This window comes from Streptomyces regalis (assembly GCF_001509475.1).
GTDB lineage: Bacteria > Actinomycetota > Actinomycetes > Streptomycetales > Streptomycetaceae > Streptomyces > Streptomyces regalis.
In genome coordinates, this window is sequence record NZ_LLZG01000393.1 from 18,091 (window position 1) to 44,950 (window position 26,860).

At 70.2% G+C, this 26,860-nt stretch carries 22 protein-coding genes, 3 pseudogenes and 1 riboswitch; of the genes and pseudogenes, 13 read left to right on the forward strand and 12 right to left on the reverse strand.

What is annotated here, in order from left to right; all coding sequences use genetic code 11:
• Positions 1-37: 37 nt before the first annotated feature.
• Both ADL12_RS41450 and ADL12_RS41455 read left to right on the forward strand, forming a co-directional pair.
• Positions 38-721 (forward strand): pyridoxamine 5'-phosphate oxidase family protein, encoded by a 684-nt coding sequence (locus ADL12_RS41450; protein ID WP_062713170.1) that lies wholly within the window; start codon positions 38-40, stop codon positions 719-721.
• Complete coding sequence (locus ADL12_RS41455) at positions 721-1,353, forward strand: FMN-binding negative transcriptional regulator (RefSeq protein WP_062713172.1); 633 nt, start codon at positions 721-723, stop codon at positions 1,351-1,353. The genes ADL12_RS41450 and ADL12_RS41455 overlap by 1 nt, the downstream gene beginning before the upstream one ends.
• A 56-nt stretch (positions 1,354-1,409) precedes the next feature.
• Here the strand turns inward: ADL12_RS41455 and ADL12_RS41460 are convergent, their stop codons facing one another.
• The 3 genes from ADL12_RS41460 to ADL12_RS41470 form a co-directional block, all read right to left on the reverse strand.
• Positions 1,410-2,384 carry a DMT family transporter gene (locus ADL12_RS41460; protein WP_062713174.1) on the reverse strand — a complete coding sequence of 325 codons (975 nt, stop codon included), beginning with the start codon at positions 2,382-2,384 and terminating at the stop codon, positions 1,410-1,412.
• 210 nt (positions 2,385-2,594) lie between these two features.
• Positions 2,595-3,599 carry an EamA family transporter gene (locus tag ADL12_RS41465; RefSeq protein WP_062713176.1) on the reverse strand — a complete coding sequence of 335 codons (1,005 nt, stop codon included), beginning with the start codon at positions 3,597-3,599 and terminating at the stop codon, positions 2,595-2,597.
• 220 nt (positions 3,600-3,819) lie between these two features.
• On the reverse strand, positions 3,820-4,380 hold the full coding sequence (locus ADL12_RS41470) for a Clp protease N-terminal domain-containing protein (protein WP_062713178.1): 561 nt from the start codon (positions 4,378-4,380) through the stop codon (positions 3,820-3,822).
• Positions 4,381-4,578: 198 nt separating this feature from the next.
• Here ADL12_RS41470 and ADL12_RS54600 point away from each other — a divergent pair, with 198 nt between their 5' ends.
• The gene (locus ADL12_RS54600; protein WP_159053460.1) at positions 4,579-4,767 is read left to right on the forward strand and encodes a hypothetical protein; all 189 of its coding nucleotides are present in this window, start codon (positions 4,579-4,581) and stop codon (positions 4,765-4,767) included.
• A 151-nt stretch (positions 4,768-4,918) separates the two neighbouring features.
• The gene (locus ADL12_RS41475) at positions 4,919-5,350 is read left to right on the forward strand and encodes a type II toxin-antitoxin system Rv0910 family toxin (RefSeq protein WP_062713180.1); all 432 of its coding nucleotides are present in this window, start codon (positions 4,919-4,921) and stop codon (positions 5,348-5,350) included.
• A 127-nt stretch (positions 5,351-5,477) separates the two neighbouring features.
• On the opposite strand, the gene ADL12_RS41480 is transcribed toward ADL12_RS41475, so the two are convergent.
• Positions 5,478-6,095: a PadR family transcriptional regulator gene (locus tag ADL12_RS41480; RefSeq protein ID WP_079052557.1), complete on the reverse strand. Its 618-nt coding sequence runs from the start codon at positions 6,093-6,095 to the stop codon at positions 5,478-5,480.
• 204 nt (positions 6,096-6,299) lie between these two features.
• On the opposite strand from ADL12_RS41480, the gene ADL12_RS57380 reads away from it, so the two are divergent.
• Positions 6,300-7,430: a DUF6188 family protein gene (locus ADL12_RS57380; protein WP_244188245.1), complete on the forward strand. Its 1,131-nt coding sequence runs from the start codon at positions 6,300-6,302 to the stop codon at positions 7,428-7,430.
• Positions 7,431-7,528: 98 nt separating this feature from the next.
• On the forward strand, positions 7,529-8,338 hold the full coding sequence (locus ADL12_RS41490) for a PhzF family phenazine biosynthesis protein (protein ID WP_062713183.1): 810 nt from the start codon (positions 7,529-7,531) through the stop codon (positions 8,336-8,338).
• Between the two features lie 86 nt (positions 8,339-8,424).
• Here ADL12_RS41490 and ADL12_RS41495 read toward each other — a convergent pair whose 3' ends face one another.
• Positions 8,425-9,225, reverse strand: a complete 801-nt coding sequence (locus tag ADL12_RS41495) for a CPBP family intramembrane glutamic endopeptidase (protein ID WP_062713185.1) — start codon at positions 9,223-9,225, stop codon at positions 8,425-8,427.
• Between the two features lie 194 nt (positions 9,226-9,419).
• Here ADL12_RS41495 and ADL12_RS41500 point away from each other — a divergent pair.
• Positions 9,420-11,208 (forward strand): annotated as a pseudogene (locus ADL12_RS41500) (substrate-binding and VWA domain-containing protein).
• A gap of 30 nt (positions 11,209-11,238) precedes the next feature.
• Here ADL12_RS41500 and ADL12_RS41505 read toward each other — a convergent pair.
• Positions 11,239-12,756, reverse strand: coding sequence for a glutamate-cysteine ligase family protein (locus tag ADL12_RS41505; RefSeq protein WP_062713187.1), 1,518 nt, complete (start codon positions 12,754-12,756; stop codon positions 11,239-11,241).
• A gap of 559 nt (positions 12,757-13,315) precedes the next feature.
• Between ADL12_RS41505 and ADL12_RS41510 the strand changes: the two genes are divergently transcribed.
• Both ADL12_RS41510 and ADL12_RS41515 read left to right on the forward strand, forming a co-directional pair.
• Entirely contained in the window at positions 13,316-13,909 is a 594-nt protein-coding gene (locus ADL12_RS41510; protein ID WP_062713189.1) for a hypothetical protein, read from the forward strand.
• Positions 13,910-14,343: 434 nt separating this feature from the next.
• Positions 14,344-14,550 (forward strand): DUF5999 family protein, encoded by a 207-nt coding sequence (locus tag ADL12_RS41515; RefSeq protein ID WP_030053671.1) that lies wholly within the window; start codon positions 14,344-14,346, stop codon positions 14,548-14,550.
• 145 nt (positions 14,551-14,695) lie between these two features.
• Here ADL12_RS41515 and ADL12_RS41520 read toward each other — a convergent pair whose 3' ends face one another.
• The 5 genes and pseudogenes from ADL12_RS41520 to lysA all read right to left on the reverse strand — a co-directional run bounded on the left by ADL12_RS41520 (position 14,696) and on the right by lysA (position 20,825).
• A complete protein-coding gene (locus tag ADL12_RS41520; protein ID WP_062713191.1) occupies positions 14,696-15,730 on the reverse strand; it encodes an endo-1,4-beta-xylanase in 1,035 nt (344 codons plus the stop codon).
• 53 nt (positions 15,731-15,783) lie between these two features.
• A complete protein-coding gene (locus ADL12_RS41525) occupies positions 15,784-16,548 on the reverse strand; it encodes a carbohydrate ABC transporter permease (protein WP_425265209.1) in 765 nt (254 codons plus the stop codon).
• Positions 16,549-16,610: 62 nt separating this feature from the next.
• Positions 16,611-17,609 carry a carbohydrate ABC transporter permease gene (locus ADL12_RS41530; protein ID WP_062713195.1) on the reverse strand — a complete coding sequence of 333 codons (999 nt, stop codon included), beginning with the start codon at positions 17,607-17,609 and terminating at the stop codon, positions 16,611-16,613.
• Between the two features lie 6 nt (positions 17,610-17,615).
• Positions 17,616-18,911, reverse strand: a complete 1,296-nt coding sequence (locus ADL12_RS41535) for an extracellular solute-binding protein (RefSeq protein WP_062713197.1) — start codon at positions 18,909-18,911, stop codon at positions 17,616-17,618.
• 585 nt (positions 18,912-19,496) lie between these two features.
• Positions 19,497-20,825: pseudogene (gene lysA, locus ADL12_RS41540) on the reverse strand (diaminopimelate decarboxylase).
• Positions 20,826-20,881: 56 nt separating this feature from the next.
• Between lysA and ADL12_RS41545 the strand changes: the two are divergent.
• The 3 genes and pseudogenes from ADL12_RS41545 to ADL12_RS41555 all read left to right on the forward strand — a co-directional run.
• A pseudogene (locus ADL12_RS41545) lies at positions 20,882-21,868 on the forward strand (amino acid transporter); the annotation flags it as partial.
• A gap of 102 nt (positions 21,869-21,970) precedes the next feature.
• Complete coding sequence (locus ADL12_RS41550) at positions 21,971-22,498, forward strand: hypothetical protein (RefSeq protein ID WP_062713199.1); 528 nt, start codon at positions 21,971-21,973, stop codon at positions 22,496-22,498.
• Positions 22,499-22,582: 84 nt separating this feature from the next.
• Positions 22,583-23,002, forward strand: a complete 420-nt coding sequence (locus tag ADL12_RS41555; RefSeq protein ID WP_062713201.1) for a TOBE domain-containing protein — start codon at positions 22,583-22,585, stop codon at positions 23,000-23,002.
• A gap of 88 nt (positions 23,003-23,090) precedes the next feature.
• On the opposite strand, the gene gcvP is transcribed toward ADL12_RS41555, so the two are convergent.
• Positions 23,091-25,976: an aminomethyl-transferring glycine dehydrogenase gene (gcvP, locus tag ADL12_RS41560; RefSeq protein ID WP_062713203.1), complete on the reverse strand. Its 2,886-nt coding sequence runs from the start codon at positions 25,974-25,976 to the stop codon at positions 23,091-23,093.
• Positions 25,977-26,152: 176 nt separating this feature from the next.
• Positions 26,153-26,249, reverse strand: a riboswitch (glycine riboswitch).
• A gap of 114 nt (positions 26,250-26,363) precedes the next feature.
• Here gcvP and ADL12_RS41565 point away from each other — a divergent pair.
• Positions 26,364-26,771, forward strand: coding sequence for a PRC-barrel domain-containing protein (locus tag ADL12_RS41565; RefSeq protein WP_062713205.1), 408 nt, complete (start codon positions 26,364-26,366; stop codon positions 26,769-26,771).
• Positions 26,772-26,860 lie beyond the last annotated feature (89 nt).

A 26,860-nucleotide genomic window follows, 5' to 3' on the forward strand; every position in this document is an offset into this window, starting at 1 on the left:
ATGCACTAGTGCAATATAGAACGCAAGGGAGACCGTCATGCAGGGGACCAAGGAGCCGACGTCGCCGCCCACCGCCTACACGCCGTCCGACCGCACCGTCCCCACGCGCTCCCCGGACCGGGCGTCGTACGACAAGGAACTGGTGCACGCGGTACTCGACGAGGCCTACGTCTGTCATCTCGGCTTCGTGCGTGACGGCGCGCCGGTCGTGCTGCCCACGCTGTTCGGCCGGATCGGCGAGACGCTCTACGTCCACGGCTCGACGGGCTCGCGTCCGCTGCGGATGACCGGCCAGGCCGACCCGGGGCTGCCGGTGTGTCTGACGGTCACGCATGTCGACGCGCTGATCCTGGCGCGCTCCGCCTTCCACCACTCGATCAACTACCGGTCGGTGGTGGTGCACGGCCTCGCGTACGACGTGACGGACCCCGAGGAGAAGCGGGTCGCGCTCGATGCCCTGGTCGACCATGTGGTGCCGGGCCGCTCGGCCGACTCCCGCCCCGCCAACAAGAAGGAGCTGGCCGCCACCGCCGTGATCCGCCTCGACCTGAACGAGGTCTCCGCCAAGCTCCGCACCGGCGGCGTGAACGACGAGCCCGAGGACCTCGCCCTGCCCCACTGGGCCGGCGTCGTCCCGCTGCGCAAGGGCTACGACGCGCCCGTCGGCGACCCCGGCCTGGCCCCCGGCACCGAGCTCCCCGACTACCTCGGATCCCTGTGATGCTCATCCACCCGTGGGACGGGCCCCGCGAAGACGCGGAGTGGCAGCGGTGGCTGGACGTGCACGACTTCGGGCAGCTCGTCGTCAACGGGCTGGACGGCGAGCCGCCGCATGTCCAGCCGCTGCACTTCGCGTACGACGCCGAGCGCGGTGAGGCCGTCACGCATCTGGCCCGCCCCCATCCGATGTGGCCGGCGCTGCTGGCGAACCCCGAGGTCGTCCTGAGCGTGGTCGACGACTACGTGTACGTGCCCGGACCCTGGCAGGCGGCGCCGGAGCAACCGCCCGAGCACGGCGTGCCGACCAGCTTCTACGCGGCGGTCCAACTCCGGTGCCGGGCCCTTGTCGTGGACGACCCGGCTGAGAAGGCCGAGCTGCTCGACCGCCAGGTCGGTCACTTCCAGCCGGAGGGTGGCTCGGCGGAGGTGGCGGTCGGTGAAGCGCCGTACGGCAGGCTGCTGTCCGGCATCCGCGGGTTGCGGCTCGAAGTGACCGGCGTGCGTGCGAAGTTCAAGTTCGGGGGCAGCCGGTCGGACGAGGTTCAGGAGCGGATCGCGGGGAAGCTGGCGGGGCGGACGGGTCCGCGTGACGCGGCGGCGCGCGAGCACATGCTGCGCCGCCGCCCGGCCTGACGGCGGAGGCTGTGGCGAAGGGGCCCCTCACCCGTGCGGTGCGGGGCCCCTCGGCGTCACGCCGGCATCGGATCCCGCTCCTGCTCCCGTTCCCGCCGCGCCCCGCGCGTCTCCGCCACCGCGAGACCCGCGACCGACCCGAGCATCAGCAGGGTGCCGGCGAGGGTCGGCGCCGTCAGGTGTTCGCCGAGCAGGACGACGGCGAGCACCGCCGCGCTGACCGGCTCGAGCAGCATGATCACGGACACCGTGGCCGACCGTACGGCTACCGCGCCCGCGAAGTAGAGGGCGTAGGCGAGAGCCGTGGGCACGGCCGCGATGTACGCCAGCAGCCAGCCGAGCCGGACGAGGTCGGCCGTGTGCGGCAGGAGCCCCTCGGTGAGGGCGAGCGGCAGCAGGCACAGGCTGGTGACTGCGAAAGCCCAGACGGTCGTACCGGCGGCGTCGGTCCCGCCGTCACGGCCCCACTTGCGGGTCAGGAGGGTCATCACGGAGTACCCGGCCGCGGACACCAGCGCGAGGAACACGCCCCACGGCCGTACGGTCGCGCCCTCGCCGCCCAGCGCGAGCACGGCGAGCCCGGTGAGCGCACCGGCCACCGCCACGACACCCCCACGGCCGAGCCGCTCCCCCAGGGTCAGCCGGGCGCCGAGCGCGATGAACACGGGCCCGGCGCCGAGAGTGACGACGGTGCCCACGGCGAGCCCGGTGGCCTCGACGGCCGCGAAGTAGGCCGTCTGGAACACCGCGAGCCCGACACCCGTGACCCCGGCCCGCAGCGCCTTGCGGCCGAGGGGTTGGGATACGGCGGCGGTCAGCTGTACGGCCCTGGCACGCGGACGCAGCAGGCGGACGGCGAGGAGCAGCACGAAGCCGGCCGCGCAGCGCCAGAAGGACAGGGCGATCGGCCCCATGTCACTGGTCCGGTAGACCAGGGAGGCGGCCGCGCCGGCGGTGCCCCAGGCGGCACCGGCAACGATCAGATAGAGGAGGCCTCGCCCGATGGGCAGGCCGGAGTCGGTGTTCGACACGAGTTGTTCTCCGCAGATGCGCGAGTGCGCGGAAGTTCGGGAGGGAGCCCCGGGTCAGCGGGGTCCGTGGACTTCTTCTGCGGGCAGCACCGTTCCGCCCGGCGATGCGCGGGGTTCAGTTCCCGTCAGGCATCGGGGCGCGGCTTCCGGAGGGCCCGCCTCAGGCGGCCGGAGGCGGAAGAACGAGTGTCGAAGGCATGGTCACGGAGCTTAAGCGACGTTTCCGCGGGCGGACAATTCTCTTTCCGGACCGCCGCTCGCCACCGGCTCGTCGGGGCTCTTGGCGGGCGCGGACGACTGCGCGATGAACGCGCCGGCCAGGACGACCGCGCCGCCGACGATCTGCGGGGCGGAGAGGTGCTCGCCGAGCAGGACCCAGGCGAGGACGGTCGCGATGACCGCTTCCAGGCACGCCACCACGCCGGCGACCTGCGGCGAGAGCCGTCGTACGGAGAGCACGCCGGTGACGTAGGCGACGACCGTGGCGATCAGCACGATCCAGGCCAGCAGCACAGCGGCCGCGACCGGGGTGCCGTTCATGTCGGCGGTGTCCGCGAGGACCGACCAGTCCATGTTCCACGGGCGGGCGACGACGGTCAGGACGGCGGCGCCGACGAGCAGGCCGTACGCGATGACTCCGAGCGGGTCGGGCGCCGCCTCGCCGGAGTCGCTGCCCTGGTCGGACAGGACGAAGTAGCCGACCTGGCAGCATGCCGCCCCGAGCGCGAGGAGCAGGCCGAGGGCGTCGAAGCTCAGGCCCGACCAGACCTCGACGACGCAGGCCAGGCCACCGACCGCGAGGACCACGCCGAGCGCGGCGGCGCGCGTCACCGGCCGCCGCTGTACGAACCGCACCCAGCCGAGGACGAGGGCGGGGGCGAGGTACTCGACGAGCAGCGCGACCCCGACCGGTATGCGGGAGATCGAGGCGAAGTAGAAGGCCTGCACACCGGCCACGCCGAGCAGGCCGAACCCGGCGAGCAGCGCGGGACGGCTGCGCAGCAGCGCTCGGTGACGCACGGCGAGCGGCAGCATCACCAAGGCGGCGCCGGCCACGCGCAGCCACACCACATGGAGCGGATCGAGTCCCGCCTCGATCAGCGGCTTGGCCGCGACACCGGATCCCCCGAAGACGACCGCGGACCCGATCGCCAGACCGAGCCCGACACCCTTGCCGCGGCCGACCTGACTGCTCTCAGACATATGCACGGGCACATGATGACAGGCGATGACATGAGCGTCATCCCCAATGACACCTGTCTCGCTGAGTGGACCGGGGTGCCGGCGATCGGTGGCTGCCGGGAAGCGTCGGGACGCCGGGTGACCCGGCAGCGCTGGTCCAGCCGCGCGGAAGCCGGTGCACCGGGCAGCGGAGGTCCTGCCGGCGGAGTGGGCGCACCGGACAGCGAGGGTCCAGCGCGGCGGGGCCGTCGGGTCAGCGGGTGGCTTCGCCCTCGGCGGCGTATTCGTCCCACCGTTCGCCCATGCCACCGCGAACCGCGTCCGCGTCGATGCCGGCGCGGGCGAGCACCTCCACGGCGCGGGCCTGCGGGTCGGCCACGATCGCAGCGAGCAGGTCGGTGCCGCGGGCCTGTGGGTCGCCGCGCCGGGCGGCGCGGCGGCAGGCGTGCTCCATGGCGCTCGCCGCCAGCGGGGAGAAGCCCTCGCCGTCCAGCACCACGGGGACGGCGCCGGAGTCCTCGACAGTGCCCTGCCAGCGCAGGCCGTAGCCGATGCTGCGCTGTACGAGGTAGCCGAGCAGGCGGGCGATCTGGGGTCCGTCGCCGAAGACGGCGTACACGTCCGGGTCGCGCTCCAGGAGTGAGTGCAGCAGATGAGCCGTGTCGATCTGCCGGTCCCCGTCCCTGACCGCCCGGCGGCGGGCACCGGAGATCACCGCTGCCAGCTCGTCGCTGAGCCTGGCATCGTCCGCCGCGGCGTCCGGGCGCCGACAGTCCTGCTCCTGGGCCGACTGCCGGGAGATACGGGGTTGCACATCCCCTACCCCATCAACCACTTCGAGCCAGGTCATCCCCGAGAGGAAGCATTTTTGCGTCCCACACAGAGTGGACTCCGCCTGCTGGAATCTCCTCCTTACGGATGAGATCACGCCGGACGCCCCCGAGGGGCGCGCGCCGCCTTGCCGTGCGCTCCGTACGCAACCATGGCGCTCCGTCGCACGTCCCACAGGGACATGGAGCGCAGATGCTGGCTGGTGGCGCTGCCTGCCGTCGACGGCAGGCAGTACGTCTACCGGGTGTACGCGCCGGAGGACGCCCTGCTCGCCGACCTGTTCTGGGAGGCCTGGCACTGCCACGACGAGAGCGGGTTCCCACGCGCGTGGGATCTGTTCGACGCGGCGGTGATACGGCTGCTGGGCTGAGCCGGCGGACCGGGCCGGAACTCGGTCGGCGGACAGGTCCGGTCGGCCCCGCCGACGTCTCCACATTTTCTGACGGTTCATCAGTATTGAATGTTCCGCGCCCCACGGCTACGTTCCGCGACACCGTAGCCCGAGACGAAGGGGTGGTCGCATGGCCGAAGTCAGCGCGGAGGCACGCATCGAGGCACCGGCCGAAAAGGTCTGGGCGCAGCTGACGGACTGGTCGGCGTACGGACAGTGGAACGCCACCCACACCAGCTTCCCCGGCGGCGGCCCCGCGGCCCTCGAAGTGGGCGGGACCTTCCAGGAGAACATGAAGCTCATGGGGTTCCCGGCCGAGGTCGAGTGGACCATCGAGGAACTGGAACCGGCGCGGGTACTCGCCATTCGCGGCAAGGGTCCGATGGCGGTGACCGTGGCCACGCGCTACACGCTGGCCCCGGACGGCGACGGCGCCACGGCCGTGCGGATCGACGGGGAGTTCACAGGTGCGGCGGTGTCGTTGATGGCGGGCAAGCTGAAGGACTCGGCGACGGCGGCCCTGAACGAGTCGCTGCGCAAGCTGGCGGGGTTGGTGGCCTGAACACCCTCACCGCCGAGGCGGTGCCGGCACACACGAAGGCGCCCCGCGGATCACTCCACGGGGCGCCTCCACTCACAGGCGACCTCACCCACAGCAGGGCGGCCGCCGGCTCTTCTCACCCCTCGCCTCAGTCCTCGTCGGCGAGGATCAGGTACAGCTTCTTGCGTGACTCGTTGATGACGGCGAGCGCCTTCTCGCGCTGCTCCTTGTTGCCCGTCTTCCAGACCTGCCCGAAGGCCTCCATCAGACCGAAGCCGGCCTGACGGATCTCACCGAGGGCCTCCCAGTCGACACCACGGGAGGCTTCCTCCCAGGGGGCCTCGGGCCCCGCTTCAGCCGCCTCGCGGCCCGCGTCGGTGAGCGAGAACAGCTTCTTGCCGCCCTCGCTCTCACTGGCGATCAGGCCCTCGTCCTCCAGCAGTTGGAGGGTGGGGTACACCGAGCCGGGGCTGGGCTTCCACGCCCCGCCGCTGCGCTCGGCGATCTCCTGGATCATCTCGTAGCCGTGCATGGGGCGGTCCTTCAGCAGGGCCAGGATCGAGGCGCGCACATCACCGCGCCGTGCCCTCCCTCGCGGTCCGCCCCGTCCCCGCGGCCCCCAGGGGCCGGGCCCGAATCCAGGCCCACCGAAGCCGGGTCCGCCACCCGGTCCGAAGGGCCCGAAGGCGCCGCGAAGCCCCTCGAAGCCGCCCCGGCCGTGGTGACCGTGCCCACCGTGTCCACGCTCGAATCCATGGGAACGCATCGCAATCACTCCATTCCATCGTTGATCTGTCGCGATGCCTCAACGATATATCGGTACCGCTCGCATGGCAAGCATGTCGTTCGAGCTTCCGTCTCAGCGAACCTGGTCGTTCAGCCGAGGCTCGCTGCCGCCCGAGGCTCGCTGCCGCCGGAGGATGCGGGAAATCCCATGGCTCTCGACTGCCGAATCAGCCAAGGTGCAGCAGTGAGCACTGCAGAGAGCCCCGTCGAACACGAGGACCGATGGGTCCTGAACCTTCGCGGCATGACCGTCACCAAGATCGGCGTGGACTTCCGGCTCCTGCTGGTCCTCGACTCGGACTGGGAAGTCGCGCTGGAAGCGCCCGTCGGCCTCTCGCTCGGGACGGTCCACGCCAATCCGTCCGCGCTCCTGAGACCGGAGTCGCAGGACGTGGCAGCGGCGCTTGCTCTCGTCGGGGCGAGTGTCCTGTCGGCGGTCGCGTTCAAGTCCGGCACCTTGCGCCTGGTCTTCGACACAGGTCACCACCTGACCTGCTTGTCCGATCCGGCCTTCGAAGCGTGGCAGGTCACGTGCCCGGCCGGATGGCGCTTCGTGTCGCTGCCGGGAGGCGATCTCGCCGTCTGGTCCGATGCAGTCGGGCAGGTCAGCGACGTGCAGACGACCAGCTTCGTCGAGACAGGACATCACCTGCCGGCCATGCCGCTGCTGCTGCTGCTGGACCTCGACAACACCCTGGTCGACCGCGATGCGGCCTTCCGGCACGCCGGCGCCGACTTCCTTGCCGAGCACGGCCTGCCCGCCTCGGACCTCACGTGGCTGATGGCCTCCGACGCCGGCGGCTACGCCCCGCGCCATGAACTCGCCGCAGCCCTGACCGACCGATACGGGGGCCTGGTGCCGGCCACCGCCGTCCGCGCCCTGCTCGACACCGGCGCCGCCGACCGCATAGTCCTCGCGCACTCCGCCCGCCAGGCGCTGGGCAAGGCCCAGACCGACGGCTGGACCTGCGTGATCGTCACCAACGGCCGCACCGTCCAGCAGGAAGCGAAGATCCGCAACACCGGGCTCGACCAGCTCGTCCATGGCTGGGTCGTCTCCGAAGCCGTCGGCCACAAGAAGCCCGAACCGGAGATCTTCCAGGCGGCAGCCGCAGTCGTCGGCGTCCCCCTCCCCGGCACGTGGGTCATCGGCGATTCACCGCACGCCGACATCGCCGGCGCCCACGCGCTCGGTCTTCGCAGCGTGTGGGTGACGGACGGACGGCCCTGGACACAGGGCTCCTACGAGCCCACCCATACGGCGCACGACGTCGCCTCCGCGATCGACCATGTCATCGGCACGCGGCGGCGATAGGGTGCCGCCCATCACGGCGGCCCACCTCCCCGAAATCGGTCCAGCACCCACGAATTGGCCTTGGCCGCCCCCTCCCCGCACCCCCTAGCGTCGGCGTCATGCGGATTCGAATCGTCGACGCCTTCACCGACCGCCCCTTCGCCGGCAACCCGGCCGGGGTCCTGCTGCTCGACGCCTTCCCGGAGGACGACTGGCTCCAGAACGTGGCCACGGAGGTCAACCACGCCGAGACGGCGTTCGCGCACCGGCTGGACGCGGGCGGGGAGGCCGACTGGGCGCTGCGGTGGTTCACCCCTGTCGCCGAGGTGGCGATGTGCGGGCACGCCACGCTGGCCACGGCCCACGTGCTGCACAGCACCGGCGCCCACGACGGTCCCGTGCGGTTCGCCACCCGCAGCGGCGTCCTCGTCGCCACGCCCCGCGAGGACGGCTCCATCACCCTCGACTTCCCGACCGCTCCGCTCACGCCGGTCGAGGTCCCGGACGGGGTCGCCGAGGCTCTCGGCGCCGAGCCGCTCGTCGCCTTCGACACCGGCCCGAACGTCGGCGACCTGCTCATCGAGCTCGCCGACGAGAAGACGGTCCACGCCCTGACCCCCGACCACAAGGCCCTCGGCGCCTACTCCGAGCGCGGCATCATCGCCACCGCCCGCGCCGAGGACCCCACCCGGGGCTACGACTTCGTGTCCCGCTGCTTCTTCCCGAACGTCGGCATCGACGAGGACCCGGTCACCGGCAGCGCCCACACGGCCCTCGCCCCCTTCTGGTCCGAGCGCCTCGGCCGGGCCGAACTCACCGGCCTGCAGGCCTCGCCGCGCTCCGGCCGCGTCCGCACCGAGCTAAGCGGCGACCGCACGCTGCTGAGCGGGCGGGCGGTGACCGTCATCGAGGGGGAGTTGATCACCTAGAAGCGTCGTGGGGGCGTACGAAACCTTCGTACGCCCTTCATGCGCGCCCTCGGTACAACTCACGTCATACGCCCCTTCGGTACAACTCACGCCGTCGGCAGCCACCCCACCTTCCCGGCCAGCAGCGCGTACCCCACGAACGCCCCTATGTCGAGCAGGGAATGCGCCACGACCAACGGCCCCACCCGGCCCCAGCGCCGGTACAGGTAGACGAACACCACGCCCATCGCCATGTTGCCCAGGAAGCCGCCGATGCCCTGGTAGAGGTGGTACGAGCCGCGCAGTACGGAACTGGCCACCAGCGCGGTGCCGGGCGTCCAGCCCAACTGGCCCAGCCGGCGCAGCAGATAGCCGACGACGATGACCTCTTCGAGGATCGCGTTCTGCAGGGCGGACAGGATCAGCACCGGGTACTTCCACCACACGGCGGGCAGCGCCTCGGGCACCACGGTGAGGTTGAAGCCGAGCCCACGGGCGGCCAGGTAGAAGGCGATTCCGGTGCTGCCGATCACCGCCGCGATCGCCGCTCCGCGACCGAGGTCCGGCCAGGGGCGGGTCCGGTCGAAGCCGATCGTGCGCAGGCTCGCCCCCTCGCGCAGCAGGAAGTGCGCGACGAGGGCGACGGGCACCAGCGCGGTGGTGATCCCGAAGAGCTGCCAGGCGAGATCCAGCCAGGGACGGCCCGGCGCGGCCGAGGCGTTGAGGGTGGCGGCCTGGTCCTTGAGACCCCCCGGCTTGGTGACCGATCCGACAAAACTGATCAGGGCGGACACACCGCTCGCACCGAGCGAAAGCCCCAGAACGAGCAGCGTCTCGTCCCGGAAGATCCGTCGCGAGGGCCGCTCAGGCGGAAAAGAATCGGCCACGGGGCCTGCCTCGCCCTGCACACCTGCCTCCAGTTGAGTAATCCCGCCTCATCCTCATCGCCGCGCCGCTAGGGTCTCGAAAGCAGTTACGAAGACCGTGCGCGACAGGCCGTTGGGGGGACGGGCGCCGTACGGGGCGTACCGCCCCTTTGCCTGCCATACGGCCGGACTCCGGCACGAGGTTCAGCAGGGCAAAAGGGAGGGGCACCACCGTCATGGGACGTCACAGCTTGCCCGATCAGTATGGGGCGGGTGGCAGCGACCCCCGCCGACGCGCCCCTCGCCGTCGCGCACGCCGTCGTACGGTGGCCGTCGCGACGGTCCTCGTCCTGGCCGTCGCCGGCGGTACGGCCGCCGCGGTCAAGGGCGGGCTGCTCTCCTTCGGCTCCTCCTGCCAGGACGACCCGGTGCGGCTGGCCCTGGCCGCCTCCCCCGACCTGGCTCCCGCCCTCGAAGCGGCGGCGAAGCAGGCCCGGGACGCCGGCCTCACCTCCGACGGACGGTGCGTCGCCGTGACCGTGAGCGCGCAGGAGTCGTACAAGGTCGCGGACACGCTCCTGGCGGGCCAGGACCCCGACGCACAGGTGTGGGTGCCGGACTCGGAGGTGTGGGTCCAGCGGCTCACGGCGGACGGCGGCACGGCCGAGGTCTCCACGGTGGGCCAGGTCGCCTCCACGCCGCTCGGAGTGGCGATGGTGCCCGCGGCCGCGAAGTCGCTGGGGTGGCCGAAGAAGACGTACGGCTGGCTGGAGCTGGCCGGCGCCACCCTGCGCGACGACTCCCTCCGGCTCGACCTCGGCGGATCCCGCGCGCAGCGCGACGGGGCTGCTCGCCGTCACCCGGCTGAGCACGGCCGCCGCCGAGGTCGAGGAGGGGGACACGCAGGCCGCGGCGCTGATGAAGGCGCTGTCGCAGCGCGTCTCCGACAGCGACGGCCAGGTCCTGGACACGCTGCCGCGCGACTCCTCGGGCACCGAGCAGGGCAATCCGAAGCGGAACCAGGCGCTGGTCGTCAGCGAGCAGGCGGCGTACACCTACAACTCCGCGGCCGACGGCGGTGGCAGCCTGGACTTCTTCCATCCGAAGGACGGCTCGCCCCGGCTCGACTACCCGTACACCCTCCTCGACCAGACGGGGCTGACGACCGACGAGAGCCGGGCCGCGATCCGGTTCATGAGCTACCTACGTGATCCCCGGCAGCTGCGGCTCCTGGAGCGGTACGGCTTCCGGACGTCCGACGACGAGGTACCGGAGGCGCTGGTCGCCCGGGCCGGCGGCAGCAGCCCGCAGCCGTACGCGGCGCCGCCGGCCCGGCCGGCCTCGGAGGTCGCCCTCCAGGAGGCGCTCGGGGTGTGGACGATCACCGTGCAGAGCGCGCGGATCACGACGGTCGTGGACGCCTCCGCGTCCATGTCCGAGCCGGTGCCGGGCACGGGGCGGTCGCGGATGGACGTCACCAGGGCGTCGTTGCTACAGGCACTCGCCACGTTCACGCCCGACGACGAGATCGGTCTGTGGGACTTCTCCACCAAGCTGGACGGCGACAAAGACTACCGCGTCCGCGTGCCGACCGAGCGGCTGGGCGCCCGGAAGGGCGACGGCACCCAGCGCGACCGGCTGACCGCGGCGTTCAGCGGCCTGGCGCCGGTGCCGAACGGCGCGACCGGCCTGTACGACACCACGCTCGCCGCGTACAGGGCGGCGACCGCCTCCTACACCAAGGGCAAGTTCAACGCCCTGGTGGTTCTCACCGACGGCGTCAACGACGACCCGGGCAGCGTCTCGCGCGCCGAGCTCACCGCCCGACTGGAGCAGCTCACCAGCCCTGCGCGCCCGGTCACCCTCATCGTGATCGCCGTCGGCCCCGACGCCGACCGCAAGGAGGCCGACCGCATCGCCGAGGCAACGGGCGGCTCGGGCCACGAGGTGACGGACCCGTCCCAGATCCACTCGGTGATCCTGCAGGCGATCGTGGAGGCGGCGTCACCGGGCACGCAGGGCTGACATGACCTGCCTCGGCAAACGCCCCGGCCCTCACCCCAGCGGCACCGGATCCAGCAGCCCCATCGGCCAGGTGTGCACCGGGTCCCCGCGGTGCATCAGCTCGCGGTACCGGCGAGTCGTGGCCGCCAGTGCCGCCTCTCGGGCCATCCCCGACTCCAGTGCCCGGTGGAAGGTGGCCGACTGCCAGGACGCCCCGTTCATGCGCCTGCGGCACCGCTCCTCGATGACGCCCAGGTAGAGATCCCGGTCGGCCGACTCGACTCCCCACGCGTCCAGGCCGACCTCGGCCAGGGGCAGCAGTTCGTCGCGTACGAGGCTCACGGCGTCGACCTCGGTCGTCCCGCCGTACCGCCCCCGCCGGGGCCAGCGCAGCCGCGCGTCGATGCCGTGCTTGCACGCCGCGTCGAAGTTGGCGGCCGCCGCCTCGAAGGGCAGCCGCGTCCACACCGGCCGCGACTCCTCGGCGAGGGCGCGGACGACGCCGTAGTAGAAGGCCGCGTTGGCGATGACGTCCGTGACGGTGGGCCCGGCGGGCAGCACGCGGTTCTCCACGCGCAGGTGCGGGACGCCGTCGGCGATGCCGTAGACCGGGCGGTTCCAGCGGTACACGGTGCCGTTGTGCAGGACGAGCTCGGCGAGGCTGGGGACGCCGCCGGCGTCGAGGACCTCGAGCGGGTCCTCGTCGTCGCAGATCGGCAGCAGGGCCGGGAAGAAGCGCAGGTTCTCCTCGAAGAGGTCGTACGCCGAGGAGATCCACCGCTCTCCGAACCAGGTGCGCGGCCGCACACCCTGGGCCTGGAGTTCGGGCGGGCGGGTGTCGGTGGACTGCTGGAACAGGGGCGGGCGCGACTCACGCCACAGCTCCCGCCCGAAGAGGAAGGGCGAGTTGGCGCCCACGGCGACCTGGGCCGCGGCGACCGCCTGGGCCGCGTTCCACACGTCCGCGAAGCGCCCCGGGGTGACCTGGAGGTGCAGCTGGACGGAGGTGCAGGCGGCCTCGGGTGCGATGGACTTCGACGTGCACGTCAGATGCTCCACGCCGTCGATGTCGAGCGTGAAATCCTCGCCGCGGGCGGCCACGATCTGGTCGTTGAGCAGGGCGTAACGGTCGACGTCGGAGAGGTTCGAGGAGACCAGGTCGTCGCGGTCGAGAGTCGGCAGAATGCCGATCATCACGATTCCCGCGTCGAGCTCACCCGCTTTTCGGTCGGCATATGCCAGTGACGTACGGAGTTCCTCGGCGAGCCGGTCGAATACCCGTCCCTGCAATCGATGTGGGGCTATGTTCACTTCCAGATTGAACATGGCGAGTTCTGTTTGGAAGTCGCGGCTCGCGATCCGCTCGAGTACCTGCGCATTCAACATTTTTGGCATGCCGTCGGCACCGGTGAGATTCAACTCGATCTCCAGCCCCATGAGGTTCTTGGGGCGGTCGAACCGCTTCCCCTCCAGAAGCCGCTCCAGACCCGTCAGACACTGCCGCAACTTCCGGCGGTAGTGCTGGCGATCGGACAGATCGAACCGACCTGCCACGACCTTCTCCCCCATCGAAGCTTCCCTCCTCGGATGGGCGGACCGAAGACCGGGCCGCCGGTCTCCCGGGTCAGGTGGGATGATGCCCAGCCGAAGCGATCGATAACGTCCCACGCGAGGCCGGCGCCCGCTAGGCTCTTGGACGTGTCCGGCGGCACATTCACCAGGCATGGACCACTGTGCAGTTTCCGTCGGCTCACGAACTCGTGAAAAACGCCGACGAGAATTGGCCGACCGCACCCGGGGCATTTTCCGAGGTCATCGCCGCACGACCGACCGGGAATCGGGATGATTCCCGCATATCACCGACCGAATGGACCCTTGCGGGGTGCACCGAAAGCGGTTAGACGAAACACCGTCTGAACACTCGTCGTATAAACTCCGCAATCAAGGCAGAGGGTTGGCGCCCGCGGTCCAGGACCTGCCGTCCAGGTGACGCACGACAGGCCTCACCCGCACCTCTCGCTCCCAGACCCCGGCCCCCGCCTCTCTGACCTTCGTGAGCTGACAGCGCCGTCCGCCCCCGCCCCGCCCTCGCGCCACCGTGCCTGTCGAATGAGAGAGGCGACCCACCATGCCGCTGCATGTCCCCCCGGCTCCCGCGCCCGCACTTCGCTCCGTCCTCACCGCACTCGGCTCGCCCACCGCGGTCAGTGAGGCCCGAACTCCCTCCCTGCGCGCCGCCCAGGGGCCCGCGACACCAGAACTCCCGCTGCCCGTCCATGTCGTGGACGAGATCACCCCGGCGGGTGTGGCCGCGACCCGGCTGGCCGGCTGGCGCTTTTTGATCCGTTGCGGCGACCGCGCGGTGGCCGCGGCGGAGACCCGCCTGACCCCCGACGGCTGGACGTTCTCGCATTTCTTCGAGGGTCCCTACATCGCCTCCACCGAGCGGGCGCTGCGCCAGGCCGAGACGATCACGCAGGCCTACCAGCCGCGCCTGCTGTCGTTCCCCGGCCTCTACATGCTGACCCTCTGGCTGCACGGCGACTGCGCCGCGGACGGTGCCACCGGGCACCCCGACAGCACGGACATCCTCGTGCCGCTGGCCCCGGCCCCGCCCGGCATCGCGGCCCACCTTCCGCACCGGGTCGCCGAGCTCCTGCCGGTGCTCGGCCATCGGGCCACCCCGGCTCCGCTGCCTCCCCTGCTCGGCTCGCCCGCCTGACGGCACTGCGCGCGAGCGGCTTCCGTACCCCGCTGCCCGATTCCGGGTGGCGGGGTACGCCGCTGTTTACGGTGGGGGATTAGGCTCGTATCGGACAACAAAAAACACGCACTTACGAGCCGTAAATAACTCGTACGAGCGAGAAAGCGCTCGAATGAGCCTCTCAAGGCCCCGGACCCGCCGGACTAGCCCCATCCGACCATGTCGAACCATCCGAAGTGACAGTGGAGTTGGGATGAACCGTCCGCGCGGGTGATGCGTCATCAACCTGTGAGAAGCGGTGCTGCGAAATCCCTGCGGATTCACGCCCGTGGGGCAACACTGGGTTCCGACCGACCAATCACAAACGGGGGGCGGCCATGAACGAAGCTTCACGCCGCGAAACAGACACCACAGCCACCTCACACATCACAACAGAGCGAAAGATCCCATCCATGTGCCAGCACCAGCCACCGTGTCCCTCAGCCGACTCCGCCGACCGGGAATCCGCCCGTCTCGTGGCGCACCACCCGGAGCAGGGATGGAGCCTGCTGTGCAACGGTGTTCTGCTCTTCGAGGACACCGGTGAGCTCCTGCCGGACGGCCAGATCATCGCCCCGCACCGTCCGCTGGGCACCGGCAAGGTGATGACCGCCGCGTAACGCCTGCCGGCGGACCACGCCGGAGAGGCCCGCATCACCGGGCGGCGCGACGGGCGCCCGGCGTACCCCAGGGGCCGGTCGCAGACCCTGACTGCGAGCCGGCCCCGATGTGCGTCCGGGGCCGGTCACACACCGTAGCGAGGAGCTACTGCAGCGCTTCCCTCAGCGCGAAATAAGCCGGCTTCGGACGCAGTTGCTCGTCCCACGGCAGTGCCGCGCCCTGCCCCTCGAAGAACGCCGGGATCCAGGAGTACTTGTCGGTGTAGTCCCAGATCGTGATCCCCACGCACCGGCGCACCGCGAGGCAGGCGGCGGTCAGGTCCGCGTACCAGTCGGCCTGCTGGGCCAGCTTCTCCTGCGTCGCGGGGAGGATCATCCGGATGTCCACCTCGGTGAGCGAGGTGTCGAGTCCGAGCCTGGCAAAGCGCCGCAGGTTGTCCTCCAGCGTGGTCGGATAGCCGTACTGGAGCGCCAGATGGGCCTGGAGGCCGATGCCGTGGAGCGGGACGCCCTCGGCCTTCAGCTGCTTGGCGAGGGTGTAGTAGGCATCGCTCTTCGGGCCGATCGACTCGATGTTGTAGTCGTTGAGGTAGAGCTTCACCTTCGGGTCGGCCTGGTGGGCCCAGCGCAGGGCGTCGGCGATGTAGCCGGGGCCGAGCGTCTTGTAGAAGATCGTCTCGCGGTACGTGCCGTCCTCGTTGAACGCCTCGTTGACGACGTCCCAGGCGAAGACCTTGCCCCGGTAGTGCCGTACCTCCGTCTGGATGTGCTTCTTCAGTACGGCCCTCAGCTCGGCGGCCGTCCACTCCTTGCCGGTCAGCCAGTCGGGCAACTGGCTGTGCCAGACGAGGGTGTGGCCGCGCACCTTCTGGTGATGGGCGCGGGCGAGGTCGACGATCTCGTCGCCCTGGGAGAAGTCGAAGACACCCTGCTGGGGCTCGGTGGCGTACCACTTCATGCCGTTGCCGGGCGTGATCTGGTCGAACTCGCTGCCGAGGATCTCCTTGTACGGCTCGTCGACGAGCTCGGGGTTGTCGGTGGCGCTGCCGAAGTAGCGGCCGTGGCGCTGGGCGAGGTCGGCGAGGGTGGCCGGCTTGTCGTGGGCCCGGGCGGCCGGGCCGGTGACGGCCACCAGGACGGCGGCGAGGGCGCCGACGAGTCTGAGACGGTTCTTGCGCATGGTGCGACTCCTCACGTGCGGATGTGGGGTGAGCCGTACTGCCGCGGGCGCGCTCATCCCTTCGAGGCGCCGGCGGTGAGGCCGCCGACGAGCTGGCGCTCGGCGACCGAGTAGAAGGCGAGGGCGGGGACCATGGCCAGCACGAGGTAGGCGAAGACACGGGCGTACTCCGCGGAGTACTGCCCCTGGAACTGCTGGACGCCGATGGGCAGGGTCCACCAGGTGTTCTCGGTGAACACCAGCAGCGGCAGCATGAAGTTGTTCCAGCTGGTGACCACGGCCAGGACGGAGACGGTGCCGAGCGCGGGGCGCGCCATGGGCAGCAGGACCCGCCAGAAGAAGCCGAAGGAACTGCACCCGTCGAGCGTGGCCGCTTCCTCCAGCTCGCCGGGGATCTGCCGGAAGAAGCCCCGCAGGATGATGATGGTCATCGGCAGTCCGTAGGCGGCCTGCGGCAGGATCACGCCGAGCGGGTTGTCCAGCAGGTCCATGGCGCGCAGCAGCAGGAACAGCGGCAGTGCGGCCACCGCGAAGGGGAACATCAGCCCCATGGTGAAGAAGGTGAACAGCACCTCCCGCCCCCGGAAGGCGAACCGCGCGAAGGAGAAGGCGGCGAGCGCGGACACCGCGACCACGAGCACGGTCGTACCGACCGCGATCACGGTGCTGTTGCCGAGCAGCCGCCAGAAGTCGCCCGAGCCGAGGATGTTCGTGTAGTTGCCGGTGACCCAGTGCTCAGGCAGTCCGAAGGGGTTGCGGGAGAGTTCGTCGGTGGACTTGAAGCCCGAGAGGGCGGCGTACACCAGGGGTACGAACATCACCGCGCCCACCGCGACGAGGATCGCGTGCAGGGGCAGGGTCCGTGCGGTCTTGCGGGCGGTCACGCGCCGCCTCCCCTCATCGTGGTGGTGGCCCCTTCGAGGTCGCGGCGGAGCACGAACCGCTGGTAGGCGAGGGCGAAGACGAGGCAGATGCCGAACATGACCACGCTGATCGCGCTGGCGTAGCCGACCTGGTAGCGCTTGAAGCCGTACTGGAACATGGTCACGGCCATCGTCTCGGAGTGGTGGTCGGGGCCGCCCTGGGTGACCACCCACACCAGGTCGAAGAGCTGGATGGCTCCGATGACGGACAGGAAGACGCTGATGCGCAGGGTGGGCGCGAGCAGCGGCAGCGTGACGTTGCGGAAACGCTGCCAGGGTCCGGCGCCGTCGATCAGTGCCGCCTCGGTCAACTCCCGGGGGATCGACTGGAGGCCGGCCAGGTAGAGCATCATGTGGAAGCCGAAGTACTTCCAGGTCATGACCAGGAAGAGAGTGGCCATGACCCAGGAGGGGTCGGCGAACCACTCCCCGCCCAGGCCGTCGAGGCCCACGGCGCCCAGGGCGTTGTCGGCGAGGCCGTCGTCCGGGGCGAAGACCATGCTGAACAGCACGCCGGTGATGGCCTCGGACAGGACGTACGGCGCGAAGAACAGCATCCGGTACACCGCGCGGCCGCGCAGCTTCTGGTTGAGCAGGACGGCCATGGCGAGCGCGAACGGCAGTTGGAGGGCGAGCGACAGCACGACCAGGACCAGGCAGCGCCACAGGTCGCCCAGGAAGACCGGGTCCTCGAAGAGGCGGGTGAAGTTGTCGCCGCCGATGTAGTCGGAGGGCATGCCGAAGCCGCCCCAGCGGAAGAAGCCCGCGTACAGCGCGAACAGCATCGGCAGCAGCACCAGGCCGATGAACAGCACCAGGGCGGGCAGTTGGAAGCCGACCGCGGTGAGCCAGTTCACCGCGCGCCGCCGGGCCCGGCCCCGGGACGCACGGGCGGCCGGGGGCGGCGGGTCGGTGTCGCGGCCGGTCCGCTGGTCCGGCAGGAACGTGGAGGTCATCGCCGGTTACTGCTCTTCCTTGGCGGTCTTGGTGATCGACTGGGTGACCTGTTCGGGGGACTTGGAGCCGGCGATGAGCGCGGCGACGCTGTCGTTGACCTCCTGGCCGACGGCGGGCGCGTACGCCTGGTCGAGGTAGAGCTGGAAGCCGGTGGCAGCCTTCAACTGGGCTTGTACGGCCTTGATGTTGGGGTCCTTGATGGCGCTCTCGGCCGCCGGGACCACCGGGAGGGTGCCGGTCTCCTCGACCAGGACCTTGTCGGTGGTCTCGGAGGCGAAGAACTTCAGGAAGTCGACGGCGGCCTGCGGCGCGTCCCTGCGCAGGGCGTGTCCGCCGCCCCCGCCGAACACCTCGGTGATCGCGCCCTTGCCGCCCTCGACGGCGGGGAACGCGAAGAAGCCGAGGTCGTCGCCGAGTCCCTTGCCTGCGTCCGCCTCGACGACCGGCGCCCACTGGCCCATCAGCTCCATCGCCGCCTTGCCGTTGCCGACGGCGGCGGCCTGGCCGGTGGGGGTGGAGTAGGCGGCGCCGAGGAAGCCCTTCTGGAACGGCTGGAGGTCGACGAGGTCCTGGAGGTGCTGTCCGGCCTGGACGAATTCGTCGCTCGTGAAGTCCTTGTCGTCGGCGGCCTTCTGCAGGGCGTCGGCCCCGGCGGTACGCATCGCGAGGTAGGCCCAGTAGTACATGCCGGGCCACTTCTCCTTGCCCGCGAGGGCAAGCGGCGTGATGTTCTCGGCCTTGAGCTTGCGTACGGCGTCGAGGAAGCCGTCCCAGGTGGTCGGGGGCGCGCTGATGCCGGCCTTCTTGAAGAGCGCCTTGTTGTACCAGAAGCCGATCATGCCCATGTCGAACGGGATGCCGTACACCTTCTCGTCGAGCAGGTACGGCTCCTTGGTCACCGGCAGCAGGCCGTCGGCGAAGTCCTTGGTCCTGTCGGTCAGATCCTCGACGAGCCCCGCGTCGACCTGCTGCTTCAGCACGCCGCCGCCCCAGGTGTGGAAGATGTCGGGCAGTTTCCCGGAGGCGATCAGCGCCGTCATCTTCGACTTGTAGGCCTCGTTCTCCAACTGGACGATCTTTATCTTGACCTTGGGGTTCTGCGCCTCGAACTTCTTGGCCAGAGAGGCCCAGACGCTCTTCGCCGGCTCGGTGGTGGAGATGTTCCACCATTCGATGGTGGTCGTGCCGTCCGACGACCCTCCGTCCGAGTCGCCGCCGCAACCGCTCAGTGCCGTCATGCCCACACCGGCCGCGGCGGTGGCCGCCAGGAATCCGCGGCGGGACAGTCCCGGGTCGCCCATCATGCGCTCCTTGGGTACGGGACGGCTCGTCCACGGCCGTCCGCTGGATCGAAAGTTTCGGAATTGATCCAGAAAGCTTCGTTGTTGCCGCACCCTAGAGACAGCTGCCAAACGGTGGCAACCCCTTGTACGCGGTGAATCTGCCGCCGACTGTCACGGCAGCGGTGACCCTTCAGGGACGTACTCGAACCAGTCGAGCGCCGCACGGAGAGGGAGCCGCCCGTCAAGTTCGGCGAGTCGAACTCCTTCGCCCGCGAGACCGATCGTGTCGGACCCGTCCGGCACGCGCCTCGCCGTTCACTCAGCGACCTCGAACCCTCGAACCCTCCGGCCGACGATGCGGACAGATCCGGTACGGCGCCACACTCGCGGTCTCGAAGCCGTCCCGCGGGGCAGGGAGTTCGACGGCATGCCAGGCCCCCGGCGCCGCGCTACGACCGAAACATTCGACATAGTGGACGAACATTACGGAGCGGAACTGCAAGGGGGCGCACGAGGCGGGACAAGGGCGCCGAAACCGATCCACCTCCGGACGAGGGCCGGAACCGTCTCCCATCCGGAGGTGGATCAGGGATGCCGCGTCGGCTACAGGCCGACGTCGCGGCTGCGAATGTCCTCCAAGGACTCGCGGCGAATCAGGAGCCGGGCGTGGCCTTCGTCCACGGCGACCACCGGCGGGCGGCCGACCAGGTTGTAGCCGGAGGCCATGGACAGGTGGTAGGCGCTGGCGACAGGTACGGCCAGCAGGTCTCCGGGACGAATGTCGTCGGGGAGTTCAACATCGGCGGCGACGACGTCGCCCGCCTCGCAGTGCCGGCCCACCGGGCGGGGCGCGTACCGGACCCCGTACAGGGCGGGTCGGGGGTTGTCGCTCATGCCGCCGTCGACAGCGACGTACGTGTGCGCGCCGGTGCGCTTGACGGCGAGGATGTGGTAGGGCGCGATCCCCGCCGGGCCCGCGATCGCCCGCCCGGGTTCGATGATGAGGCGGGGCACGGCGAGCCCCGCTGCCGTGCACGCCTCGATCAGCTCCGCACGCACCTTGCGGGCCAGCAGGGTCAGGTCCAGGGCCGGTTCACCGGGCCGGTAGGCGATGCCGTGGCCGCCGCCCAGGTCGAGTTCGGGCAGGACCAAGCCGTGCTGTTCGTACAGCCGGGCCATGAGGCCGACCAGGCGTCGTACGGCGGCCAGGTACGGCTTGACACTGCTGATCTGCGAGCCCAAGTGGCAGTGCAGACCGGTCAGTTGGAGCTGCGGTTGGTCGAGGATGCGGGCGCTGGCGTGCTGCGCGTACCCGTCGAGGGGCGGCACCTCCCGCTCGAGCGAAGCCGAGAGTGGGGGCGGACAGACCGGACTTCTGGTCCTCGGTGCCGGTGCGGATCTTCTCGTGACCGCCGACGCTGATGCCGGGCACGACGCGGACCATCACCTTCTGGTGGCCGCCGGGCCCGACCGCGGCGGCCAGCCGGGCGATCTCCGACGGGCTGTCGATGACGATACGGCCGACCCCGAGGCGCAGGGCGGTGTCCAGGTCGCGCGGGGACTTGGCGTTGCCTTGCAGCACGATCCTCTCCGGCGGGAATCCGGTGGTGACCGCGAGTTCGAGTCGCCGGCCGAGTAGACGTCGAGGCCGAGTCCCTCCTCGTCCATCCAGTGGACCATCGCCCGGCACAGGAACGCCTTGGCCGCGTACAGGACTTCGGCGTCGGGGAAGACGTGCCGGTAGGTGCGGCAGCGTTCGCGCACCTCGGCCTCGTCCAGGACGTAGACGGGGGTCCCGAAGCGATCGGCGACCTCGGTCAGGGGCACGCCGCCGACGGAGAGGGCACCCGGGCGGGGCTCGGTGGTGGAGACGGGCCACACGGACAGGGCGTCGACGCCGGAGGTGACCGCGGGTTCGTGAAGGGTGCTCATGGTGTGGCCCCTCAGCAGATCCGCAGCACGGAGACAGGGGCGACCGACTCGACACCCTCGCGTACCTCGCACACGAGTACCTCGGCAACGCCTTCGGGACGGTCTACGACATCTCCACCATCGCGATCCTGTGGTTCGCCGGCGCCTCCGCCATGGCCGGCCTGCTCAACCTCATGCCGCGCTATCTGCCCCGCTACGGCATGGCCCCGCACTGGGCGCGCGCCGTGCGCCCCATGGTCATCGTCTTCACACTGACCGCCTTCCTGGTCACCTGGGTCTTCGACGCCGATGTCGACGCACAGGGCGGCGCGTACGCCAACGGCGTGCTGGTACTGATGTCCTCCGCGGCCATCGCGGTGACCATCGCCGCCCGCCGCGCCCAGGAACGCGGCTGGACGATCGGCTTCGCGATCGTCTCGGCGGTCCTCCTGTACGTCACCGTCGCGAACGTCATCGAGCGCCCCGACGGCGTGAAGATCGGCACCTGCTTCATCGCCGCGATCATCCTGATCTCCCTCCTCTCACGCCTGTTCCGCGCCTTCGAGCCGCGCGTGACCGACGTGGTGTTGGACGACATGGCGGGACGGTTCGTCCGGGACATCGCCAGCCGGAAGATACGGTTCATCGCCAACGAGCCCGACCGGCGGGACAGGGCCGAGTACCGGGACAAGATCGAGCAGATCCGCACCGACAACGACCTGCCCGAGCAGGAGGACTTCGTCTTCGTCGAGGTGACGGTCACCGACCCGTCCGAGTTCGAGGCCGGCCTGACCGTACGCGGCGAGGTCCTGCACGACCGCTACCGCGTTCTGACCCTGGAGTCCTCCTCCATCCCCAACGCCCTGGCCGCGCTGCTCCTCCACGTCCGCGACTCGACCGGCTGCATCCTCCACGTCTACTTCGAGTGGACCGAGGGCAGCCCCTTCGCCAACTTCCTGCGCTTCTTCCTCTTCGGCCAGGGCGAGGTCGCCCCGGTCACCCGCGAGGTGCTGCGCGAGGCGGAGCCGGACCGGGGCCGCAGGCCACGGGTGCACACCGGCTGAAACGGCGTCGGCCATCAGAATCGCGTCAAGGTGTGAACCGTAAGGCGTCAGAGCGCCGCGTGCCGGGGCCGTTCCGGCGCCGGGGCCCCTACCGTCGGCACTGTGCCGTCCGCAGGAAGCAGACCGCGTCCGGCCCCGACCGGCGACCGCCAGTGGCGTGACAGTGCCCGATTCGCCCTGGGCTGCGCTCTGGCCTTCCTCGGCATGGCCCTGCTCGTCGACTACGACGCGGAGACCCTGACCCCGCCCCGGGCCCTGCTGTGGCTCGTACTGACGGCCGTGGTCTTCACGATCCTGCTCCCGCAGCGCGTGACCGCGGGCCCGGGATGGCTGGCGGTGCGTGGCCTCGTACGACGGCAGACGGTGCGCACGGACGCGCTGGTGACGGTACGGCAGTACGGCGACATCTCCGCGCACCTGACCCTGTGCGACACGGACGGCCGCCGCCTGGAACTGGACCCACGGACCCTCGTCGCCAACCCACTGCTGTGGCACGAGCTGGACACCGGGGTACGCCGCTCACGCCAACGCGGGACGCTGCGCGAAGGCGTGGACGTACTGGAACAGCTGGGGCATCGGATCGACGACGCGACAGTGCAAGCGGTGCTCAAGGCGTCGGGGATCTCCTGACCTCCGCATTACGGTAAGGACCGCCACACAAACCACAACTACTGACAAAACCCAACGCTCCCCCAGTCAGCGAGGCGTCCACCCATGCCCCTGAGCATCCGCAACCAACTCCCCGGCACGATCACCGCCATCACCCCCGGTGAGGTCATGGCAACGGTCAAGCTCCGCCTCGACGGCGGCCAGGACCTCACCGCGGCGATCACCCTGGAGGCCGTCAAGGACCTCGGCCTGGCCGAAGGCACCGCCGTGACCGCCCTCGTGAAAGCGACGGAGATCTCCCTCGCCACGGCCCCGATCGACGGCCTGTCCATCCGCAACCGGCTCCCCGGCACGATCACCGGCATCGCCACGGGCGCCGCGGTGGCGTCGGTCAAGATTGCCGTGGAGGGCGGCGCCCTGACCGCGGTCATCACCAGGGACGCCACCACCGACCTCGCTCTGTCCCCCGGAACCCCCGTCGTCGCACTGGTCAAGGCGACGGAGGTCGCCCTGACGACGGCATGACGCAGAAGGACTCCGCCCGGCCGGCTACGGCCAGGGCGGAGCCCATCAATCACCTGCGTCCGTCCTGTCGAGGACAGCCCTGCGTACGTCAGTCCTCGTACGCGTCCAACGGCGGGCAGGAGCACACGAGGTTCCGGTCACCGAAGGCCTGGTCGATCCGGCGCACCGGCGGCCAGTACTTGTCGGCGACCGTGACCCCGGCCGGGAACACGGCCTCCTCACGGCTGTAGGCGTGCTCCCACTCCCCGCCCAGCGCCCCGGCGGTGTGCGGCGCGTTCCGCAGCGGGTTGTCGTCGGCGGGCCACTCGTCCGACCCGACCTTCTCGATCTCCGCACGGATGGCGATCATCGCCTCGCAGAACCGGTCGAGTTCGGTCAGGTCCTCGGACTCGGTCGGCTCGATCATCAGCGTCCCGGCCACCGGGAACGACATCGTCGGCGCGTGGAAGCCGTAGTCGATGAGCCGCTTGGCCACGTCGTCGACGCTCACCCCGGTCGCCTTGGTCAGCGGCCGCAGATCGATGATGCACTCGTGCGCGACGAGTCCGCCCGGCCCGGTGTACAGCACCGGGTAGTGCGGCTCCAGCCGCTTGGCGATGTAGTTCGCGGACAGCACGGCCACCTGTGTGGCCCGCTTGAGGCCCTCACCGCCCATGAGCCGGACGTACGCCCACGAGATCGGCAGGATCCCCGCGGAACCCCAGGGCGCGGCCGAGATCGGGCCGACGCCCGTCTCCGGACCGGCCGCGGGCTGCAGCGGGTGGTTCGGCAGATACGGCGCCAGGTGCGCACGCACACCGACCGGGCCGACGCCCGGACCGCCGCCGCCGTGCGGGATGCAGAAGGTCTTGTGCAGGTTCAGGTGCGAGACGTCACCGCCGAAGTGCCCCGGCTTGGCGAGCCCCACCAGGGCGTTGAGGTTCGCGCCGTCGACGTACACCTGCCCGCCGGCCTCGTGCACCTGCGCGCAGATGTCGGCCACGTGCTCCTCGAACACACCGTGCGTCGACGGGTACGTGATCATGAGCACCGACAGCTCGTCGCGGTGCAGCTCGATCTTCGCCCGCAGATCGTCGACGTCGATCTCACCGTCCTCGGCGGTCTTCACGACGACGACCTTCATGCCGGCCATGACGGCGCTGGCGGCGTTGGTCCCATGCGCGGAGGACGGGATCAGACACACGGTCCGCTGCTCGTCCCCGTTGGCCCGGTGGTACCCGCGTACGGCGAGCAGCCCGGCCAGCTCACCCTGCGACCCGGCGTTGGGCTGCAGCGACACCTTGTCGTACCCGGTGACCTCGGCGAGCCGCTCCTCCAGCTCACGGATGAGCGTCAGATAGCCCTGCGCCTGCTCGGCGGGCGCGAAGGGGTGCAGCTGCCCGAACTCCGGCCAGGTGACCGGCTCCATCTCGGTCGTCGCGTTGAGCTTCATCGTGCAGGACCCGAGCGGGATCATGCCGCGGTCCAGCGCGTAGTCGCGGTCGGCGAGCCTGCGCAGGTAGCGCAGCATCGAGGTCTCGGAGCGGTGCTGGTGGAAGACGGGGTGCGTGAGGTAGTCGTCGGTGCGCAGCAGCGCGCCCGGAACGGCGTCCTCGGTCCCCGCGTCCAGCGCCTCGATGTCACCCTCGACCCCGAACGCCGCCCATACGGCGTCCAGTTGTGCCCGCGCGGTGGTCTCGTCACAGGCGACGGACACGTGGTCGGCGTCGACGAGGCGAAGGTTGACGCCGTTGTGCCGGGCCGCGGCGACGATCTCGGCGGCCTTCGCGGGCACCCGCACGGTCAGCGTGTCGAAGTAGGAGCCGTGCACGACCTCGACCCCACCCGCCGTGAGACCGGCGGCGAGGATGGAGGCGTACCGATGCGTCCGCCGGGCGATGCCCTTCAGCCCCTCCGGGCCGTGGTACACGGCGTACATCCCGGCCATCACGGCGAGCAGCACCTGAGCGGTGCAGATGTTGCTGGTCGCCTTCTCCCGCCGGATGTGCTGCTCACGCGTCTGCAGGGCCAGCCGGTACGCCTTGTTCCCGTCCGCGTCCACGGACACGCCCACGAGCCGCCCCGGCAGGCTGCGCGCGAACTTCTCCTGTACGGCCATGTAGCCGGCGTGCGGCCCGCCGAAGCCCATCGGCACACCGAACCGCTGCGTGGTGCCGACCGCGATGTCCGCCCCGAGCTCACCGGGCGACTTCAGCAGCGTGAGCGCGAGCAGATCGGCGGCGACGGTGACGAGGGCGCCGAGTTCGTGAGCCTGGTCGATGACGGGCTTGATGTCCCGTACGACACCGGAGGCGCCCGGGTACTGCAGGAGCACGCCGTTGATCTCACGCCCTGCGATCTCGGCCGGAATGCCGTCGCTGAGGTCGGCGACCACGACCTGCACCCCGGTGGGCTCGGCACGGGTCTCGATCACGGCAAGGGTCTGCGGAAGCACATCCGCGTCGACCAGGAACAGCCCCTTCTTGTTCTTGCCCATGCGCCGGGACAGGGCCATGGCCTCCGCCGCCGCCGTCCCCTCGTCGAGCAGCGAGGCACCGGAGGTCGGCAGTCCGGTGAGGTCGGCGACCATGGTCTGGAAGTTCAGCAGGGCCTCGAGCCGCCCCTGGGAGATCTCCGGCTGGTACGGCGTATACGCGGTGTACCAGGCAGGATTCTCCATCACATTGCGCAGGATGACCGGCGGCGTGAAGGTCCCGTAGTACCCGAGCCCGATCATCGAGTCCAGCACCTGATTCCGATCGGCGAGCGACCGCAGTTCGGCGAGTACTTCGGCCTCGGTACGCGCTCCCGGCAGATCAAGGGAGTCGGCATTCTTGATCACATCCGGCACCGCGGCTGCGGTGAGCTCGTCGAGCGAGCCATATCCGACATGGGCGAGCATCTTGGCTCGCGCCTCTTGGTCGGGCCCTATGTGGCGCTGCTCGAAGGGGATTCCCTGCTCGAGCTCGGAGAGCGGAATGCGGTGGGCGGTCATTGCGGAGGCCTCCTGGTCTGACGCGACCTTCGAGGGGCACCACGGCACGGGTACCCGGACGGCCTCCCCCTCTGTCATCTCGACCTGAGAGCTTCACCGGGTCGCCACAGGGCGCCCGGCTTTCACCGTCGGTGAGAGCGGAAGCCGTCGACACCCGCCCTGCTTTCCAGAGTGACCTCGTCCGTGCGGTACGTGGGCCTGAGAGATTCCGGGGAGGATTTGCTCCTTCGGCGCCTCCGGATGGTGTCCGGAGGACTCTCCCGCACAGGGTCAGCAGCCGCTAGCCAGCCTACCAGCGGGGTCAACGCACGGACCTTCGAGTGGCCGCGCTCCCCGATGTGCCTTTTCGTAGTGCTTACGGATGAGTTGCGACCAAGTGGAGGGCCCGTGCAGACCGACATCGATCCGCGCAATCTGATCGGCCGCAAGGCATTCGACCGCAACGGCGCCAAGATCGGCACCATTGACGAGGTCTACCTCGACGACGCGACCGGAGTGCCGGAATGGGCGGCGATACGCACCGGCCTGTTCTCCCGGGATGCCTTCGTCCCCTTGGAGCCCAGCGAACTGGTCGAGGGCACCCTCCAGGTCCCCTTCGACCGCGCCCTGATCAAGGACGCCCCCGACTTCGGCGTAGGCCGCCACCTCTCCCCCGAACAGGAACTCCAGCTCTACCACCACTACGGCCTCGACGTGGCCCCTCCCTCCCCCCCCCCGGACCGAGACTTCGGCAAGTTGGCAGGCACGGAGAGCCCGGAGGACAACGGCCCCAGGCCGCCCCGCCCACACCCCTGATTGCGCAACGGCCACCGCAGGCAGCTGCCTCCCCCGCGCCACGCCACGGACGCAACCGAGGGAACGGCAGCTTTCACCCCGCAACCGCG

Excerpts from the sequence above, each read along its gene's own strand:
- ADL12_RS41520 (WP_062713191.1), bottom strand. The coding sequence starts at position 15,730 with ATGCGCAAGAACCGTCTCAGACTCGTCGGCGCCCTCGCCGCCGTCCTG.
- ADL12_RS41510 (WP_062713189.1), top strand. The coding sequence starts at position 13,316 with ATGCCGCTGCATGTCCCCCCGGCTCCCGCGCCCGCACTTCGCTCCGTC.
- ADL12_RS41475 (WP_062713180.1), top strand. The coding sequence starts at position 4,919 with ATGGCCGAAGTCAGCGCGGAGGCACGCATCGAGGCACCGGCCGAAAAG.
- gcvP (WP_062713203.1), bottom strand. The coding sequence starts at position 25,976 with ATGACCGCCCACCGCATTCCGCTCTCCGAGCTCGAGCAGGGAATCCCC.
- ADL12_RS54600 (WP_159053460.1), top strand. The coding sequence starts at position 4,579 with ATGGAGCGCAGATGCTGGCTGGTGGCGCTGCCTGCCGTCGACGGCAGG.
- ADL12_RS41555 (WP_062713201.1), top strand. The coding sequence starts at position 22,583 with ATGCCCCTGAGCATCCGCAACCAACTCCCCGGCACGATCACCGCCATC.
- ADL12_RS41455 (WP_062713172.1), top strand. The coding sequence starts at position 721 with ATGCTCATCCACCCGTGGGACGGGCCCCGCGAAGACGCGGAGTGGCAG.
- ADL12_RS41535 (WP_062713197.1), bottom strand. The coding sequence starts at position 18,911 with ATGGGCGACCCGGGACTGTCCCGCCGCGGATTCCTGGCGGCCACCGCC.
- ADL12_RS41515 (WP_030053671.1), top strand. The coding sequence starts at position 14,344 with ATGTGCCAGCACCAGCCACCGTGTCCCTCAGCCGACTCCGCCGACCGG.
- ADL12_RS41525 (WP_425265209.1), bottom strand. The coding sequence starts at position 16,548 with ATGTTCGTACCCCTGGTGTACGCCGCCCTCTCGGGCTTCAAGTCCACC.
- ADL12_RS41530 (WP_062713195.1), bottom strand. The coding sequence starts at position 17,609 with ATGACCTCCACGTTCCTGCCGGACCAGCGGACCGGCCGCGACACCGAC.
- ADL12_RS41490 (WP_062713183.1), top strand. The coding sequence starts at position 7,529 with ATGCGGATTCGAATCGTCGACGCCTTCACCGACCGCCCCTTCGCCGGC.
- ADL12_RS41505 (WP_062713187.1), bottom strand. The coding sequence starts at position 12,756 with ATGGGGGAGAAGGTCGTGGCAGGTCGGTTCGATCTGTCCGATCGCCAG.
- ADL12_RS41480 (WP_079052557.1), bottom strand. The coding sequence starts at position 6,095 with ATGCGTTCCCATGGATTCGAGCGTGGACACGGTGGGCACGGTCACCAC.
- ADL12_RS41450 (WP_062713170.1), top strand. The coding sequence starts at position 38 with ATGCAGGGGACCAAGGAGCCGACGTCGCCGCCCACCGCCTACACGCCG.